The following is a 15465-nucleotide window of genomic DNA, read 5'->3' on the forward strand; positions in this document are numbered from 1 at the left end:
TCGTTTCAGGCGCGTTTCATGGCCGCGCCCCACTCCATCCATGCCGCCCACTTGGGCATTCCGGGCATGTAGGTCTGCCCCGTTTGCGAAACATCGAACCCGGCCTGCTGCACCGGGGCGGTAACCGGGCGACTGAGATGGCACCCGCCCATCAGCGGCTTCCACAGCGGTTCGATCCGGCGCTGCCAGCGCGCAACCTTGCCATCGGGGCTGAGACCATGTTCGAGAAACAGCAAGATGCCGCCGGGCTTGAGGATCCGGCGCAGTTCGGACAGGACTTTCGCCGGATCGTGGACCGAGCAGAGCGTGTAGGTGCAGACGGCGGTGTCGAAGCTCTCGCTCTCGAACGGGATGTCCTCGCCCACGCCTTCGCGGATATCGGCCTGCCAGCCCTTCTGCGCCGCGGCATCGCGCGCGTAGTCGAGCAACTTGCCAGAAGGGTCTATGCCGGCAAATCCAGCGACGCGGGCGGTATCGTAGAACTGCTGGTTCAACCCGCCGCCGCAGCCTATCTCGAACACCCGGCCCTGCGCGAGGGGGACGACGCCTGCGCGCAAGTCCATGATCGCGGGCGAGGCACAGGCGCACTTGATCATGCGGGGCACGACCTGCGCTTCCCAGAACGACTTCAATCCCATCCCCATTCCCCACAATTGTTATCGAACTGAAACTGCATCGCCCACCGTGATGGCGCAAGCGCGTAGGAATGGCGTTTCATTCTGCGGGTGCGGGCCACGCCCACTTTGTTGCGGACGAAACCATGTGACTACTGGTGCGGTCCGGGCTTTCGGTTATGGTCGGCGCAAGGGACAAAACGCAGGATCATGATGCACGGCCAAACCGCGACGCACGACGAGCACAAGCTGGACGCGGCACTTCATGCCCGCCATGTGGCGATGATCGCAATCGGGGGGATCATCGGAGCAGGCCTGTTTGTCGGGTCATCGACATCAATCAACCAGATCGGCCCAGCGGTGGTCGTCAGCTATGGCATGGCGGGCCTCGTGATTCTGATGATCATGCGGATGTTGAGCGAAATGGCCATGCTCAATCCCGGCGCGGGGTCTTTCACCGAACATGTCCGCATCGGCTTTGGCGACAAGTGGGGGCCGCTGGCGGGTTTTGTAACGGGCTGGCTCTACTGGTATTTCTGGGTAATCGTGGTGGCGATCGAGGCGATCGCCGGTGCGGTGATCCTGGCGTTGTGGCTGCCGTTCGAGGTGTGGCAGATCGGCTGCGTCCTGCTGGCACTGATGACGGTGGTGAACCTGTTCTCGGCCCGATCCTACGGCGAGTTCGAGTTCTGGCTTTCGGCGGCGAAAGTAGCCGCAATCCTTGGGTTTATCGCCATTGCCGGGCTGTGGGCCTTTGGCGTGACGTCGCCTGACGGCCCGACCTTCGCCAACATTACCGGCCACGGCGGCTTTGCGCCCAAGGGATGGGGCGCGGTGATCGGCGGGGTGACGAGCGTGATCTTCGCCCTGTGCGGAGCGGAAATCGCCACGGTGGCCGCTGCAGAATCGCGTGCGCCCGCAAAGGTTATCGCCCGCATGACGGGATCGGTCGCGCTGCGCATCCTGCTGTTCTATATCCTGTCGCTGATCCTGATCGTGGCGGTGCAGCCGTGGGACACGGTCGTGCCGGGCCAATCGCCCTTCGCCAGTTCGCTGGGACTGATGGGCATTCCGGCGGCTGAGACGATCATGAACGCGGTGGTTCTCGTCGCCGTGCTGTCTTGCCTCAATTCCGGCCTTTACGTGACATCGCGCGCTCTGTTCGGGCTGGCCCGACATGGCGACGCGCCGCAAAGCCTCATCCGGCTGAACAAGCGAAAAGTCCCTGCCCGCGCTACGGTTATCGCCAGCCTGTTCGGCTATGGCGCGATGGCGGCATCGGTGCTGTCTCCGGGCGGCGTGTTCAGCTTTCTTGTCAGCGCATCGGGCGCGTTGATGCTGGTGATCTATCTGATGGTCTGTCTGGCACAGGTCAGGATGCGCCGCATCGTGGAGGCCACCGCGCCGGAGCGGCTCGGCATCCGCATGTGGCTGTTTCCGTGGCTGTCCTATGCCACCATTGCTGCCATCGTGATCGTGCTGATGGCGATGGGACTTGTGCCCGAATTGCGCGCGCAATTTCTGGCAAGCACATTGACGGTAGCGTTGGCGGCGGGCGCATGGTGGCTGCTGCGCCGCAAGCGACCCTGAATACCATTTGTCGAGCGCCGGTGGGTGGCACATCGCAGCTTCGATGTGCTAAACGAATTTCCTATTGTTTGGAGAAGCTTAACATGCCCGCCTGCCTGATGATCGTTGCAATGGCCACGGCACCCGCGGTGGCACAGGCGGCGGAGATTGGGGCCCGACACCATGTAGGCCTTTCCCCTGCCATAGCAGCAATCATCGATGCAGCGCTCGCTTCTGGCGATCGGGCGGAGATCGATACGGTGATCCGCACGGCCAAGCGGGCGTTGCCGCAATCGGCGGACGCAATCGACCGGTATGTGGCCAGCAGAGTCGACGCACCGATCAGCATTGCGCCACCTGCCCCAACCCCGCCCCCTGTCCTTGCAGCAAACAGGAAGACGCCGGGCAACAAGGCGCCATCGGCAGCGAATCAGCCGCCATCTGCCGACGGCGCGCCCGTCAAATGGTCGGGCGAAGGTGAAGCTGGCGCTTTCGTGAACACCGGCAATGCGCCGGGGATCGGGCTTGTCGGCGGTTTCAAGATGCTGGTTGAGGGCGAAAACTGGCGCATCGGCACCAATGCTCGTGCGGACTATCAGGAAACCAACAGCGTCGTCACGCGCGAGCAATACCGGTTTTCGGCAGAGCCGAACTACAAGTTCGACGAGCGCGGCTATCTGTTCGGGTTGGGCCAGTATGAGCAGGACCGCTTTCAGGGCTTTGCATCACGGTACAGCGTATCCGGCGGTCTTGGCTACAGCGTGCTGAAAAGCGATTCGGCGCGATTGAGCGTGAAGGCGGGGCCAGCGTGGCGCGTAACAGAGCCGGTGGCGGCCGCGCGCGAATCCGTGGTTGCTGGCCTTGCCTCGATGGAAGCCAAAGTGAAGATCACGCCGTCGCTGGAATATAGCCAGGATGCCAGCATCTATTCCGATGCGACGGGCAGCACGTTTTATACGCTGGCTGCGCTGGATTCCAAGCTCATCGGCAAGTTGAAGGCGCGCTTTTCATACATGGTGCAGCACGAAACCGCGCCCGAACTGGGGCGGTTGGGCACCGATACGACGAGTCGGCTGAGCCTTGTTTACGGGTTCTGAGAGACGCGAAAGTTCAGGTCGACCTTCGTAACCCTGAACTTCATTGCTGACCGACGCCGCCAAGCCTCAGGAAGCGGTGGTGCCGGGGGCGTGCTTGTTCATCAGGTCGTATGAGCGTTCGTACCACTTGTTGCCCGGATAGTTCGTGCCAAGCACGGCTGCGGCCTTTTGCGCTTCCTGCGGCAGGCCGAGCGAAAGATAGCTTTCGACCAGACGATAGAGCGCTTCGGGCGCATGGCTGGTGGTCTGATACTTTTCCGCGACGGTGCGGAAACGCAGCGTGCCGGCAAGCCATTTGCCGCTGCGCTGATACATGCGACCAATCTCCATCTCCTTGCCCGCAAGGTGATCGTTGATCAGGTCGATCTTGAGGCGCGCATCGGCTGCGTAATCGGTGTTCGGGTAGCGGCGAACCAGCTCATTCATCGCGGTCAGCGCTTGCTGGGTGATCTTCTGATCGCGCGTAACGTCGGAAATCTGTTCGTAATAGCAGAGTGCCACGAGATAGTACGCGTAGGGCGCGTCCTTGTTGCCGGGGTGGATCGACAGGAAGCGCTGCGCAGACTGGACCGACTTGGCATAATCGCGCGAAACGTAATAGCTGAACGCCGACATGAGCTGCGCCCGGCGCGCCCAAGGCGAATAGGGATGCTGGCGCTCAACCTCGTCAAACAGGGCTGCGGCCTGCTTTGAATCGCCCTTGTCCAGACGATCTTTCGCCGCAGCATAGAGCGTGTCCACATCGCGCGCGACGTAGGCCACATCCTTCTTCTTGTTGCCTCCGCCTGCACAACCGGCAGTCAGCCCGATGGCCACGGTGGCAGCAGCGATAACGGCGAAGCGCAAGGGGCGGCGCGTGGCAAGATGCGTCATGCCGACCCTATAGCCAGCAGGTTCCTGAACGCCAAGTGAAGTTACCGTGTTTTGCGCGAAAGCGATGAAACAGATCACGCTTCGGGGAACGGCGCTTCGACCGCAATCGGATCGGCAAGGGTGAGACGATCCAGAATTGCGGCGCTTTCATCGCGCAATTGCAGCATAAGGCCACGCAGGCGGCATTCCGCCTCTGGCAGGCAATTGTTGCAATGTTCGTACGCGTTGCGACTGGCGCAGGGAACAAGCGCAATACTGCCGCGCGTCAGACGGATGATATCGCCATAGCGGATATCGACCGGCGGCAAGGCGAGTTCATAGCCGCCGTCCCTGCCCCGATGCGAAACCACGATTCCTTCGCGCGCCATTTCCGAAAGAATCACGGTCAGGAATTTGCGCGGAATGTTTTGCGCTTCGGCAATGTCATCAAGGCGTACGGCCCCCTGACCAAAGGTGTCGGCCAGATGCTGGAGGGCGCGGATGGTATATCGCGTCTTTTGCGAAAGCATGAGAAACAGATGAACGCTGGCGCTGGAATGTCAACGCCAGCGGTAGAATTAACTGCTCAGTATCGGCGGCAACCCACCGGTTTTACCAGAAAACCGGTGAGTTGTTGGCGAACCTATTTCCCCAATGCCAGCGCTTCGGCAAAATCGAGGCGGGCGCGGTAGGGGTCTTCGACGTGGGCGGCCCCCTTCTCGTCGATCAGCATGACTTTGGTATCGCCGGTTGACGCGGCAGGCCAGCTTGCGCCGGGATTGCCCGCACGCGCGAAGGCGACCCACAGATCGTGCGTGCGTTTGGCAACGGCGGCTTCGGCAGGCACCATCTTCCACTGGGTGCGCGCGGCAACCGTATCAAAGACATAAGGCAGTTCGCTGGCATGGGGTGCCCCGCCCATCGCCTTCTGGAAATCAGGATGGGCATAGGCGAAGCGGAACAGGTAGGCCTGCTGGCCCCGCGCCGCCAATGCACGCGCGACAGCGCGTGCGGGTTCGATGAACATCTTGTCGGCGCTGGTCATCGTGCCCACGACCAGCCCGGTTTCGGTTCCGGCAGGATCATAGAGCTTGCGCGCTTCTGCCGACTTTGCGCCATAGCTTGCGAAGATTGCGTCCTTGTCGGTCACCATCGGGAAGCCATCGGCCGAATTGGCACCGACAATGACCGGAACATTGGCGTATAGCCCTGCGGTTATCGCATCAATGCTGGAGCCGAAAATGGTCCGCCCATCGACCATCGGGCCGGAATAGCCGGGCTTGCCCATCGTCATCATCGAAAGGTCGGCGGTGACCTTTTCTTCCGGCAGAGCGCGCAGGGCCGATGCGGTCAACCCCGGCGCAAAAGCCTCGCCCGCTTTGGCTGCGGCGGCGATGGTGGGCATCGGCAGGGTCCGGTCGCGCCCGCCGCCGCTTTCGATGATCGCCTTGTGAAACAGGCCGCGCGCTTCGGGGGCCTGAAGCAACATGTGCATCGACATGCCGCCCGCGCTTTCGCCAAAGACAGTGACGTTAGCCGGGTCGCCGCCAAACGCGGCAACATTCGCCTGAACCCATTTCAGCGCGGCGATCTGATCGAGAAAACCGAAGTTGCCCCCGAAACCTTCGGCAGCAAGGGCAGGATGGGCGAAGAAGCCATAGCGGCCCAGACGATAGTTGAGGCTGACCAGCACCACGCCATCGCGCGCAAAGTTGCTGCCGGAATAAACCGCGGGCGAGCTGCCCCCGTTAACGAACCCACCGCCGTGGACCCAGACCATCACCGGCAGCTTTGCGCCTGCCTTGGCCGAAGCTGGCTTCCAGACGTTGAGATAGAGGCAGTCCTCCGAAGGCTTCGTCTGAATCGGCGCGGCGTCGGGCGGGAATGGTGCCTGCGCGCAATCGGGCGCATACTTGCTGGCATCACGCTCACCGGTCCAGGCCTTTACAGGCTGGGGCGCGCGCCAGCGGTTTTCGCCAACCGGCGGTGCCGCATAAGGAATGCCAAGGAATGCGCTGACACCGGCAGCAGGTTCGGCCCCTTTGACAGCGCCAGAAGCTGTTTGCACCGTTTGCGCATGGGCCGCGCCCGCGATGAGGCTCGCGCCGAGTGTGAGTGCCGCGATTGTCTTGTGCATCTTCGTGTCCAACCTCTCCACAACGAGTCTCCAGGCGCTCGCTAGGCAAGACTTGCAGTTTGGTGACAGGGCTGTCAAGTTCAGGTCCAGAGGGGAATGCGCGCCTTCCGTCAACGCCAGAACAGCCGCTCCATCCGATTGCTTACACGGGTGCGAATAGGATGATGACGGGGCTGAACTATCGGCTAAAAGGCGGCGCACGAAAGGATCGGGTTCACGGAATGAGTCTCGCAAGCACTGGTCTGGCAAGTACTGCACACGGCATTGGCCATACGACAATGGAAGACGTGGCCAAGCTGGCCGGAGTTTCGCTCAAGAGTGTATCGCGGGTCATCAATTCCGAGCCGCACGTTTCGGGCAAATTGCGGGCAAAAGTGGAAGCGGCGATTGCCGAGTTGAACTATGTGCCCGATACGGCGGCACGATCGTTAGCGGGATCGCGCACGTTCATCATCGGCCTGCTGTTCGACAACCCAAGCCCGAACTACACGATGGACATCCAGAAGGGCGTTTACGAAGCCTGCCGTGCCAACCAGTACCACTTGCGCATCGATAACGTGGATTCGACCGTCCCGCGCGAGCAACTGGAGACGCAACTGCTGGCACTGGTGCGCAACAGCCGGTGCGATGGTTTCGTGCTGACGCCACCCCTGACGGACGATATGGTCCTGCTCGATTTCCTTGAACGATCGGGCATCCGTTATGTGCGGATCGCGCCCGCGATGCAGCCGGACCGGTCGCCGGGGATCGGGATCGACGATCGGGCAGCCGCAGCGGCAATGGCGCGGCATTTGTGGGATTTGGGCCATCGCCGCATCGCGGTTTTGCGAGGACCGGCGTCGCACAGCGCGGCGTCGTTGCGTCTCGATGGGTTTATCGAAACGCTGGGCGAACTTGGGTTGGAACAGACGCTGATCGAGGCCGATGGCGGGTTCAGCTTTGACGGCGGCATTCGCGCCGGGAGCGAGGTTCTGGCGATGAACCCGCGCCCGACCGCGATCTTTGCAACCAACGACGATTCCGCTGCAGGCGTGATGGCCGCCTGTTCGCAGGCCGGGCTGAAAGTGCCTGAAGACGTTTCGGTATGCGGCTTCGACGATAGCTGGATCGCCCGTTCGGTCTGGCCCTATCTGACGACAGTGTATCAGCCGGTCGAGGAAATGGGCCGCGCCGCCGCATCACTGCTGCTGCGGCGCGACGAACCGGAGCACGGTTTGCGCCTGCTCGATTTCCATCTGGTTGTCAGGGATTCCACCGCCCCGCCGAAGGCAGTGTAAAGCAAATGATCAGCGGGCCGACTGTTCCAGAAAGGCGATCAGATCGGCCCGATCCTTGGCATTGGCCATCGGCGGGAAGGCCATGCGGTTGCCGGGGGCATACTTGGCCGGAGCTGCCAGAAACTGATCCAGCGAGGCGGCGTTCCAGACAACCGCCTTGTCTTTCAGCGCCTGCGAATAGTTGAAACTGGGCGATGTGCCGGACGTGCGACCGATCACGCCTTTCAGCGACGGGCCAAGCCGGGTCGCCCCGGTATTGAGATCGTGACAGGCTGCGCAGCGCGCATAAACCGTCTTGCCGCGCGCAGCATCGCCTTCTGCGCTTTGAGCAGATGCGCTGGTGATCCCCGCGAACGCTGCGCCCGCGATAGCAAGCACGGCTGCACCTGAAAGGACAAAACGCTTCATCAACTTGGTTTCCTTGGTCATCGCGCACCAATGCAACACGGCGGATGCACGATTCCTGAACGGACCGATCAGTCTTTTGCAGGTGCCAGAAGATAAAGCTTCATCAGGATGCGGAACAGTTCGGACTTTTCGCGCGCGGTGAGGCTGGAGGTCAGTTCGTCTTCATGCGCAGCGATGACGTCGCGCGCCTTGGTCAGCACTTCGCGGCCAGCATCGGTGAGCCGCAGCCCCCCTGCCCGCCGATCAAGCTTCGACGGCTCATTCACGATAAATTCGTTCTTGAGCAGTTGCCGCACGAACTGGTGCACCGTGGGCCGTTCGATCTGGAAGAATTTGGACAGATCGGTCTGCTTCACACCAGGGTTCGCATTGACCAGCCACAGGATCGCGACCTGTTTGGGCGTGACATTGAGCAGATCGAGCCGCTTTTCCGTCCGGGTTACGAACAGCGTATTCACGGTGCCGATGTGCAGCCCCAGAACGGAATCCAATCCATCCAGATCAAGCTCCGGGACGGCAGCCTGCCTTGTGATTTCCGCCGTTGCCAAGAACTGCTCCTCCAAACCTCAATACCATCGGTGATCGCAAATGCGCCCTCCCGGCGCAGCGTGCGAAGTCTCTGCATTTTCCATTAGGGAAACATACAAAATTCTGCAAATCCTGCCGCAGTGCAAAATGCACCGGTTTCACGAATGAACCACATTAGGAGAGGCAAAGTGTTGATTGGGAAGCTGGCGACGGCATTTGCGGCAACGATCATGGCGACGTCAGCCTTTGCGCAGGATGGCCCTGCTGCACCTGCTCCCTCGTTGACATACGCTTTTTCGGTGCGTGCAACGCTTGATCCGGTGGTCGAACAGGGCGAGGTTGACGGTGGTCGCCGCCGGTTCATTCCCATCACCGGCGGCACGGTGAGCGGGCCGGCACTTTCGGGCACGGTCCTGCCCGAAGGCGGCGATTGGCAGGTAATCATGCCGGGTGGCCTGACCAGCATAGAAGCACGCTATTTCATCAAAGCAACTGACGGCACCGTGATCGAAGTGACGAACCCCGGCGTCCGCACCGCCGCACCTGAGGTGATCGAAAAGCTGGCCAAGGGTGAGCCGGTCGATCCTTCGGCCTACTACTTCCGCACGACACCGCGTTTCATGGTCAAGGACGGCATCCATGCGTGGATGCGCCGCAAGGTTTTCGTCGCGCGCGGCATCCGCAAGCCCGACAGTGTGGTGATCGACTTTTATACCGTGGAGTAAGCGTCAGGCCTCAACCGGCGCTGTGGTCATCCCCAGCGCCGGAATGCCGACCGAGCGCCTGCCGCCATAGTCGGTACGCACCACGATCAGATTGCTTTTTTCGAGGTGTTCCAACAGTCGGCGGATGCGGCCCGACGAGCGCGTGCCGTAAATCTCGGCCAAGCGGTCATCATCGGGGCAAGGCGCACCTTCCAACGCTGCGCGGGCAAGCGTGAGGAACGGCGCGAGAAGATCGTCGGGCACGTCCTTGCCGATACGCAACAAGTCCTGCCATTCCGGCACTGTGTCGTCCGATATCCCTGCCACCGCCATCGCAAAGCGGCGGCGAAAGGCGGTAAGGTCCATCCCCGGCAGAATGCGCAACATCCGGCAGCGCACCGTGAAATCCTGATAAAGCTGCGCTGCGGGCTGGAATGTGCAATCCGGCTCCTGCGCCATCTCTGCAAGGATCGAAGCAATGCTGGCGGCGGTTTCCTCAGCCTCGAACAGGCTGGGCGCAACCGGCGGTTCGACCTGTTCGGCGGCGGGAACATAGCCTTCGATCTGTTCGAGCAGTTCCTCGCTCTCAACCGGCAACAGTTCCGGTTCGGGCGCACGCGGTGGCGGTTCCATCGCCAGCGGTTCCGACAGCAGCAGCGATTCCATCTCTGCCCCGCCAGCGTTGGGCAGCGGCATAAGCCCCTGCACCACATTGCGCGCACGGGTCTGTACATCAGCAATGCGCACCCCCACCGGACGGCGGGCGATGGCGGGACCGAGGCCGAGGAAGTGCCCGCGTTCCAGATCGCGGATCGTTTCGGCCTGCTTGCGCTCCATGCCAAGCAGATCGGCGGCGCGTGCCATATCGATATCGAGGAACGTGCGCCCCATGAGGAAGTTCGATGCTTCTGCCGCAACGTTCTTCGCCAGCTTGGCAAGGCGCTGCGTAGCGATGACGCCTGCAAGCCCGCGCTTACGGCCACGGCACATCAGGTTGGTCATGGCCGAAAGACTGAGGCGGCGCACTTCGTCGGACACATCGCCTGCGGCGGCTGGGGCGAACATCTGCGCTTCATCCACCACGACAAGCGCGGGATACCATTCTTCGCGCGGGGCATCGAACAAGGTGTTGAGAAACACCGCCGCACAGCGCATCTGCGCTTCGAGCTCCAGGCCATCGAGCGCAAGGATCACCGAGGCGCGATGCTTGCGGATGCGCGCAGCCAGTTTGGCAATTTCAGGGCCATCATACGCCGAACCATCGACCACGACATGGCCAAACGGTTCGGCCAAAGTCACGAAATCGCCCTCTGGATCGATCACCACCTGCTGAACGATGCTGGCGCTTTCTTCAAGCAACCGGCGCAACAGGTGTGACTTGCCAGACCCGCTGTTGCCCTGCACGAGCAGGCGGGTGGCAAGCAGTTCTTCGACGTCGATCCTGACAGGGGCGCCAGACCGGTCGGCACCGATGACGATTGTGGCGCTCACGCAAGACGCTCTGGCGAAGCACGGGAGAGTCGGCAAGGCCGGGACACGCTTATTTCCCCGGCCTTTTATCCGACAATCTTTTGCCGATCAGGGCAGGAAGATGCCATCCCCGCGTTTGTAGAGCGGATTGGCGCTGTCATCCGGGCGACCGGGATGCTGATCCTCCACCGCCTTGGCCGAAGACGGGAGTTCGAACGGCAGCTTGCCTTTCGATTTCGCCTTGCCCGTCACAAGATCCAGCAGCACGGCATCGCTCGCGCCGAACAGACCATAGAGCGCGCTGGCCTTGTCCTTCAGCAAAGTGAGAACAGCGGGACGGTCAAGATCGACCGCCACGATTGTCGGCACCTTGGCAGCCGCGTTGAATACAACCTTTGTTGCTTCGTCATCGGCGCGGAAATCTAGACGGCCTTCGTGCTGGCGCGAACCGAAGAAGTGGTTGGGGTGAAGCATTTCGTGCGGAGTGCCTACGCGCACGATGGCGACATCGGCCTGTTCGGCGCTGTCAACCACGATCAGCCCCGCCGCCTTGGCCACGTCAGCCGAAACGCCCGAAAGCCAGACCTTCTTGCCTGCCGACAGCGGCAGCAGCCCACTCTTGTTTTCCAGCAGAACTTGCGCCGCACGTTGCGCGGTATCGGCCTCAGCCTGCGTCGCCTTGCTGCCGACCACACGCGCGGCGGCATCTGTATCGACATATGGGTTATCGAACAGGCCAAGATCGAACTTCAACCGCAGCACGCGCCGCGCAGCTTCGTTCACGCGGGCAAGCGGAACCTTGCCTGCCTTCACCGCAGCCAGCAGCGGCGCAGGATCATCAACGCCGCCGAACTGGTCAATGCCAGCGTTCGCTCCCACCGCGTAACGGTCTTCCTCGGCCAGATTTTCGACGCCCCAGGGCATGGCGATGGCAAAGCCCTGCGGCTTTTCGGCGGTTGGCGCCATGCACTGTTCAGGGCAGGTGTTGGTGATCGCCCAGTCTGAAATGACGATGCCGCCGAACTTCTTGGTGCCGCGCAGCAGGCCTTCGATCATCGGCTTGCTGAAACCGGCTCCGACCTGCGGCACGGGCTTGCCATCGATCGTCACACCTTCGGCAATGACATAAGTTGGCATGACGCCTGCCGATTTGGCGGCCAGCGAGCCATCGAACGCCGCGACGTGCTGTGCAAAGCTTTCATTATCGAGCTTTGCCGTGCGGCCATAATAGTTGTGGCCGTCAAAGCCTTCGGGTTCCGCCCCATAGCCGACCCAGTGCTTCACCACAGTGGCAACGCCAGACTTTACCAAGCCCCCTGCACTGCCCTGAAACCCGCGCACATAGGCACCGGCAAGGCGCGATACAGTCGACGGATCGGCTCCGAACGTGGCGACGCCGCGCGGCCAGCGCGGTTCGGTGTAGAGGTCGGCCTGCGGACTGAGCGCCATCTGGATGCCGACCGCGCGGTATTCGGCGGCGACCAGTTTGCCGAACCGTTCGACCAGCGCTTCATCACCGATGGCGGCCATGCCCAGCGTTTCGGGCCATTGCGAAAAGCCGCCCGTTTCGGAACTGGCCCCTGCCGTCACGGCAAAGTGATTGCGCGGATCGGTGGAAATCGTTGCAGGAATGCCAAGGCGGGTTGCTTCGGCCAATTTTTGAATTGCGTTGTTTTCCTGCGCAAAGGTGCGCGGATCAGGGCCGATGCGCGTGATGAAGCTGTTGACGCCGCGCGCCAGCAGTTCCTGCGCAGAGGCTTTGTCATAAGCTTTACCCATGCCGATGCCGCGCCCGCCTTCGGCCTGCAGAGAGCCGTGCAGCATCAGCGCGACCTTTTCCTCGAGCGTCATGCGGCGCATCAGGTCTTCGACGCGCTTGTCCACGGCGAGTGCCGGATTTTCGTAAGCATCCCGCTTGCCGTTGTGGTTGAGATCGCGGAACGGAGCTTTTGCCGCTGTTGGCAGCGCGGCGACCATGCCAGACACTGAGGCAAGCAAAACGGCACCACGAAGGATCGAGCGGGCGGACCGGGGCATTGTTGTTCTCTCCCATTGCGACTGACAGCGCAAGACACCCGAAACGCTAACCGCGCGCCTTTGCGAAGGCAACTGCGAATACGAAAGCGGCGGCAAGACCAATGCCTTGCCGCCGTTCCTGAGACCCGATGGACTGCGTGCGCGGCCCTTTTCGGGAATTCAACCGTGGCGGATCAGATGATCGAAAGCGGAAAGTGCGGCCTTCGATCCTTCGCCCATTGCGATGATGATCTGCTTGTATGGCACCGTCGTCACATCGCCCGCAGCGAACACGCCGGGTACGCTGGTTGCGCCGCGCGCATCGACCTCGATCTCGCCACGTTGTGAAAGCCCAATCGCGCCCTTGAGCCATTCGGTGTTGGGAACGAGCCCGATCTGCACGAAGATGCCTTCGAGTTCGATGGTGTGCAGGTCTTCGGTCGCGCGGTTCCTGTAGACCAGACCGGTCACTTTCGCGCCATCGCCCAGCACTTCGGTGGTGAGCGCCGAGGTGATGATCGTGACGTTGGGCAGCGAGCGCAACTTGGTCTGCAATACCGCATCGGCGCGAAGCTGATCGTCAAATTCGATCAGCGTGACATGCGCGACGATGCCCGCAAGATCGATGGCCGCTTCGACACCTGAGTTTCCGCCGCCGATCACTGCCGTGCGCTTGCCCTTGAACAACGGGCCGTCGCAGTGCGGGCAGTATGCAACGCCCTTGTTGCGATACTCGTCCTCGCCCGGCACGCCCATCTGCCGCCAGCGTGCGCCGGTGGAAAGGATCACGGTCTTCGCCTTGAGGCTCGCCCCGTTCTCAAGCCGGATTTCGTGCAGGCCGCCCGCTTCCGCCGGGACCAGCGCGGTCGCCTTTTGGAGGTTCATCACGTCAACGTCGTATTCCTTGACGTGGTTCTCAAGTTGCGCGGCCAGCTTCGGCCCTTCGGTGTGCTGGACCGAGATGAAGTTCTCGATCCCCATCGTATCGAGCACCTGCCCGCCGAAGCGTTCTGCCACCACGCCGGTGCGGATGCCCTTGCGCGCGGCATAGATCGCCGCCGCAGCACCGGCAGGTCCGCCGCCGACCACCAGCACATCAAACGCATCCTTGGCGGCGATTCTCTCGGCAGCCTTGGCCGAAGCGTTGGTGTCCAGCTTGGCCACGATCTGCGCAAGGTCCATACGACCCGATCCGAAAGGCTGACCATTGAGGAACACGGTCGGCACGGCCATGATCTGGCGGCGATCAACTTCATCCTTGAACAGCGCGCCATCAATGGCGACGTGCGTGATGTTCGGGTTCAGCGCGGCCATGATATTCAGCGCCTGCACCACATCCGGGCAGTTCTGGCAGGTCAGCGAGAAGAACGTCTCAAAGTGCAGCGGACCATCAAGGCCGCGCACCTGATCGAGCAGATCGGCGTCTTCCTTTGGCGGGTGGCCGCCGACATGAAGCAGCGCAAGGATCAGCGAGGTGAACTCGTGCCCCATCGGCAGGCCTGCAAAAACGGCCTGCGCCCGCCCTTCGTCGGCGCGAATGGTGAAGCTGGGCGCGCGTTCATCAGTGCCATCGAAGCGCGCGGTCACCTTGTCCGATTGCGCGGCGATCTCTTCAACCAGCCCACGCATCTCGGCCGACTTGGCGCTGTCATCAAGCGTGGCGACCAGGTCGATGGGACGGCGCAGGTTGCCGAGGTAGGCCTTCAACTGGGCGGTGGTGGCGGCATCGAGAACGGGCATCTTGCAAACCTTTCAGGCAAACGGAGCCGCGCGTCACCGTCTGGCCGGCGCACGGGGGATCACACGGAATTTCTGGATCGGTGGCGTGGGACCGGCGGGCCGCCCGTCAGCGGCACGGCCCATCCGGCGTCTATGGCAGGACGTTCAACCCCACGCGGCGAACGCCCTGCCGGATAATCAGATCTTGCCGACGAGATCGAACGAGGGAGCCAGCGTTTCAGCGCCTTCTTCCCACTTGGCTGGGCAAACCTGACCGGGATTTTCGCGCCAGTACTTGGCAGCCTTGATCTTGCGCAGCAGTTCGGCAGCGTTGCGGCCCACGCCTTCGGGCGTGATTTCGACAAGCTGGATCGTGCCATCGGGATCGGTCACGAAGGTGCCGCGATCGGCAAGGCCAACGCCTTCGCGAAGGATGCCGAAGTTGTTCGAGATGGTGTGGTTCTGGTCACCCAGCATGTAGTAGTTGATCTTGCCGACAGCCGGCGAGCTGTCATGCCATGCCTTGTGGCTGAAGTGCGTGTCGGTCGACACCGAATAGACTTCCACGCCAAGGCCCTGCAGTTCTTCATAGATGTTGGCGAGGTCTTCGAGTTCGGTCGGGCAGACGAAGGTGAAGTCGGCGGGATAGAAGAAGAACACGCCCCACTTGCCGAGCACGTCCGCATCGCTGACGTCCACGAACTTGCCCTGATGGTAGGCGGTTGCCTGGAACGGCAGCAGCTTGGTTCCGACGATCGACATAAGACTCAAATCCTTCTCTTGGTGGATTGGTGAACTGGGTTACGGATGCCGAGGTAGTGCATGGCAGGCGGTTTTTCCAATGAGCAATTCCGCCCTGTTTGATTGATTGCATCGATCAATCGCGCATTTTTCAGTTTTGTTTCAGCACAAGACTGATCGCACGACATTTTTCCGCCGACGATACACCTTTTGCAAAATGGCCCGGAACGCTGGGAAAATGGCAGCGTTGTGCGCCGCAAATGCATTTTCTGCACCGCGCATACCAATTTCCGCACTTGAAAAGCTGTGGCGATTAAACCAAGTGGCAAATCG

At 61.6% G+C, this 15465-nt stretch carries 14 protein-coding genes; 4 read left to right on the forward strand and 10 right to left on the reverse strand.

Annotated features, from left to right (window positions below; all coding sequences use genetic code 11):
• Positions 1-5: 5 nt before the first annotated feature.
• Positions 6-638, reverse strand: coding sequence for a class I SAM-dependent methyltransferase (locus HGI47_RS04840; protein WP_168851649.1), 633 nt, complete (start codon positions 636-638; stop codon positions 6-8).
• 186 nt (positions 639-824) lie between these two features.
• Here HGI47_RS04840 and HGI47_RS04845 point away from each other — a divergent pair, with 186 nt between their 5' ends.
• Both HGI47_RS04845 and HGI47_RS04850 read left to right on the forward strand, forming a co-directional pair.
• Complete coding sequence (locus tag HGI47_RS04845) at positions 825-2204, forward strand: amino acid permease (RefSeq protein ID WP_240949984.1); 1380 nt, start codon at positions 825-827, stop codon at positions 2202-2204.
• 110 nt (positions 2205-2314) lie between these two features.
• Positions 2315-3280 carry a YdiY family protein gene (locus HGI47_RS04850; protein ID WP_168851650.1) on the forward strand — a complete coding sequence of 322 codons (966 nt, stop codon included), beginning with the start codon at positions 2315-2317 and terminating at the stop codon, positions 3278-3280.
• Between the two features lie 66 nt (positions 3281-3346).
• Here HGI47_RS04850 and HGI47_RS04855 read toward each other — a convergent pair whose 3' ends face one another.
• From HGI47_RS04855 to HGI47_RS04865, 3 genes are all read right to left on the reverse strand, one after another.
• Positions 3347-4153, reverse strand: a complete 807-nt coding sequence (locus HGI47_RS04855) for an outer membrane protein assembly factor BamD (RefSeq protein ID WP_168851651.1) — start codon at positions 4151-4153, stop codon at positions 3347-3349.
• A 74-nt stretch (positions 4154-4227) separates the two neighbouring features.
• On the reverse strand, positions 4228-4662 hold the full coding sequence (locus HGI47_RS04860; protein WP_168851652.1) for an Rrf2 family transcriptional regulator: 435 nt from the start codon (positions 4660-4662) through the stop codon (positions 4228-4230).
• 113 nt (positions 4663-4775) lie between these two features.
• Positions 4776-6269 (reverse strand): carboxylesterase/lipase family protein, encoded by a 1494-nt coding sequence (locus HGI47_RS04865; RefSeq protein ID WP_168851653.1) that lies wholly within the window; start codon positions 6267-6269, stop codon positions 4776-4778.
• A gap of 221 nt (positions 6270-6490) precedes the next feature.
• Here HGI47_RS04865 and HGI47_RS04870 point away from each other — a divergent pair, with 221 nt between their 5' ends.
• Positions 6491-7546 carry a LacI family DNA-binding transcriptional regulator gene (locus tag HGI47_RS04870; protein WP_168851654.1) on the forward strand — a complete coding sequence of 352 codons (1056 nt, stop codon included), beginning with the start codon at positions 6491-6493 and terminating at the stop codon, positions 7544-7546.
• Positions 7547-7555: 9 nt separating this feature from the next.
• On the opposite strand, the gene HGI47_RS04875 is transcribed toward HGI47_RS04870, so the two are convergent.
• Together HGI47_RS04875 and HGI47_RS04880 are read right to left on the reverse strand one after the other, a co-directional pair.
• The gene (locus tag HGI47_RS04875; RefSeq protein ID WP_168851655.1) at positions 7556-7954 is read right to left on the reverse strand and encodes a cytochrome c family protein; all 399 of its coding nucleotides are present in this window, start codon (positions 7952-7954) and stop codon (positions 7556-7558) included.
• Positions 7955-8022: 68 nt separating this feature from the next.
• Positions 8023-8502: a MarR family winged helix-turn-helix transcriptional regulator gene (locus tag HGI47_RS04880; RefSeq protein ID WP_168851656.1), complete on the reverse strand. Its 480-nt coding sequence runs from the start codon at positions 8500-8502 to the stop codon at positions 8023-8025.
• Between the two features lie 168 nt (positions 8503-8670).
• On the opposite strand from HGI47_RS04880, the gene HGI47_RS04885 reads away from it, so the two are divergent.
• Positions 8671-9207, forward strand: a complete 537-nt coding sequence (locus tag HGI47_RS04885; protein ID WP_370521628.1) for a DUF3237 domain-containing protein — start codon at positions 8671-8673, stop codon at positions 9205-9207.
• Between the two features lie 3 nt (positions 9208-9210).
• On the opposite strand, the gene HGI47_RS04890 is transcribed toward HGI47_RS04885, so the two are convergent.
• The 4 genes from HGI47_RS04890 to ahpC all read right to left on the reverse strand — a co-directional run bounded on the left by HGI47_RS04890 (position 9211) and on the right by ahpC (position 15153).
• Positions 9211-10677: an ATP-binding protein gene (locus HGI47_RS04890; RefSeq protein ID WP_168851657.1), complete on the reverse strand. Its 1467-nt coding sequence runs from the start codon at positions 10675-10677 to the stop codon at positions 9211-9213.
• Between the two features lie 87 nt (positions 10678-10764).
• Positions 10765-12693, reverse strand: coding sequence for a glycoside hydrolase family 3 protein (locus tag HGI47_RS04895; protein ID WP_168851658.1), 1929 nt, complete (start codon positions 12691-12693; stop codon positions 10765-10767).
• Positions 12694-12852: 159 nt separating this feature from the next.
• Entirely contained in the window at positions 12853-14412 is a 1560-nt protein-coding gene (gene ahpF / locus HGI47_RS04900; RefSeq protein WP_168851659.1) for an alkyl hydroperoxide reductase subunit F, read from the reverse strand.
• A 177-nt stretch (positions 14413-14589) separates the two neighbouring features.
• Complete coding sequence (ahpC, locus tag HGI47_RS04905; protein ID WP_168851660.1) at positions 14590-15153, reverse strand: alkyl hydroperoxide reductase subunit C; 564 nt, start codon at positions 15151-15153, stop codon at positions 14590-14592.
• Between the last annotated feature and the right edge of the window lie 312 nt (positions 15154-15465).

This window comes from Novosphingobium sp. ERN07 (assembly GCF_012641335.1).
In the GTDB taxonomy this organism is placed as follows: Bacteria; Pseudomonadota; Alphaproteobacteria; order Sphingomonadales; family Sphingomonadaceae; genus Novosphingobium.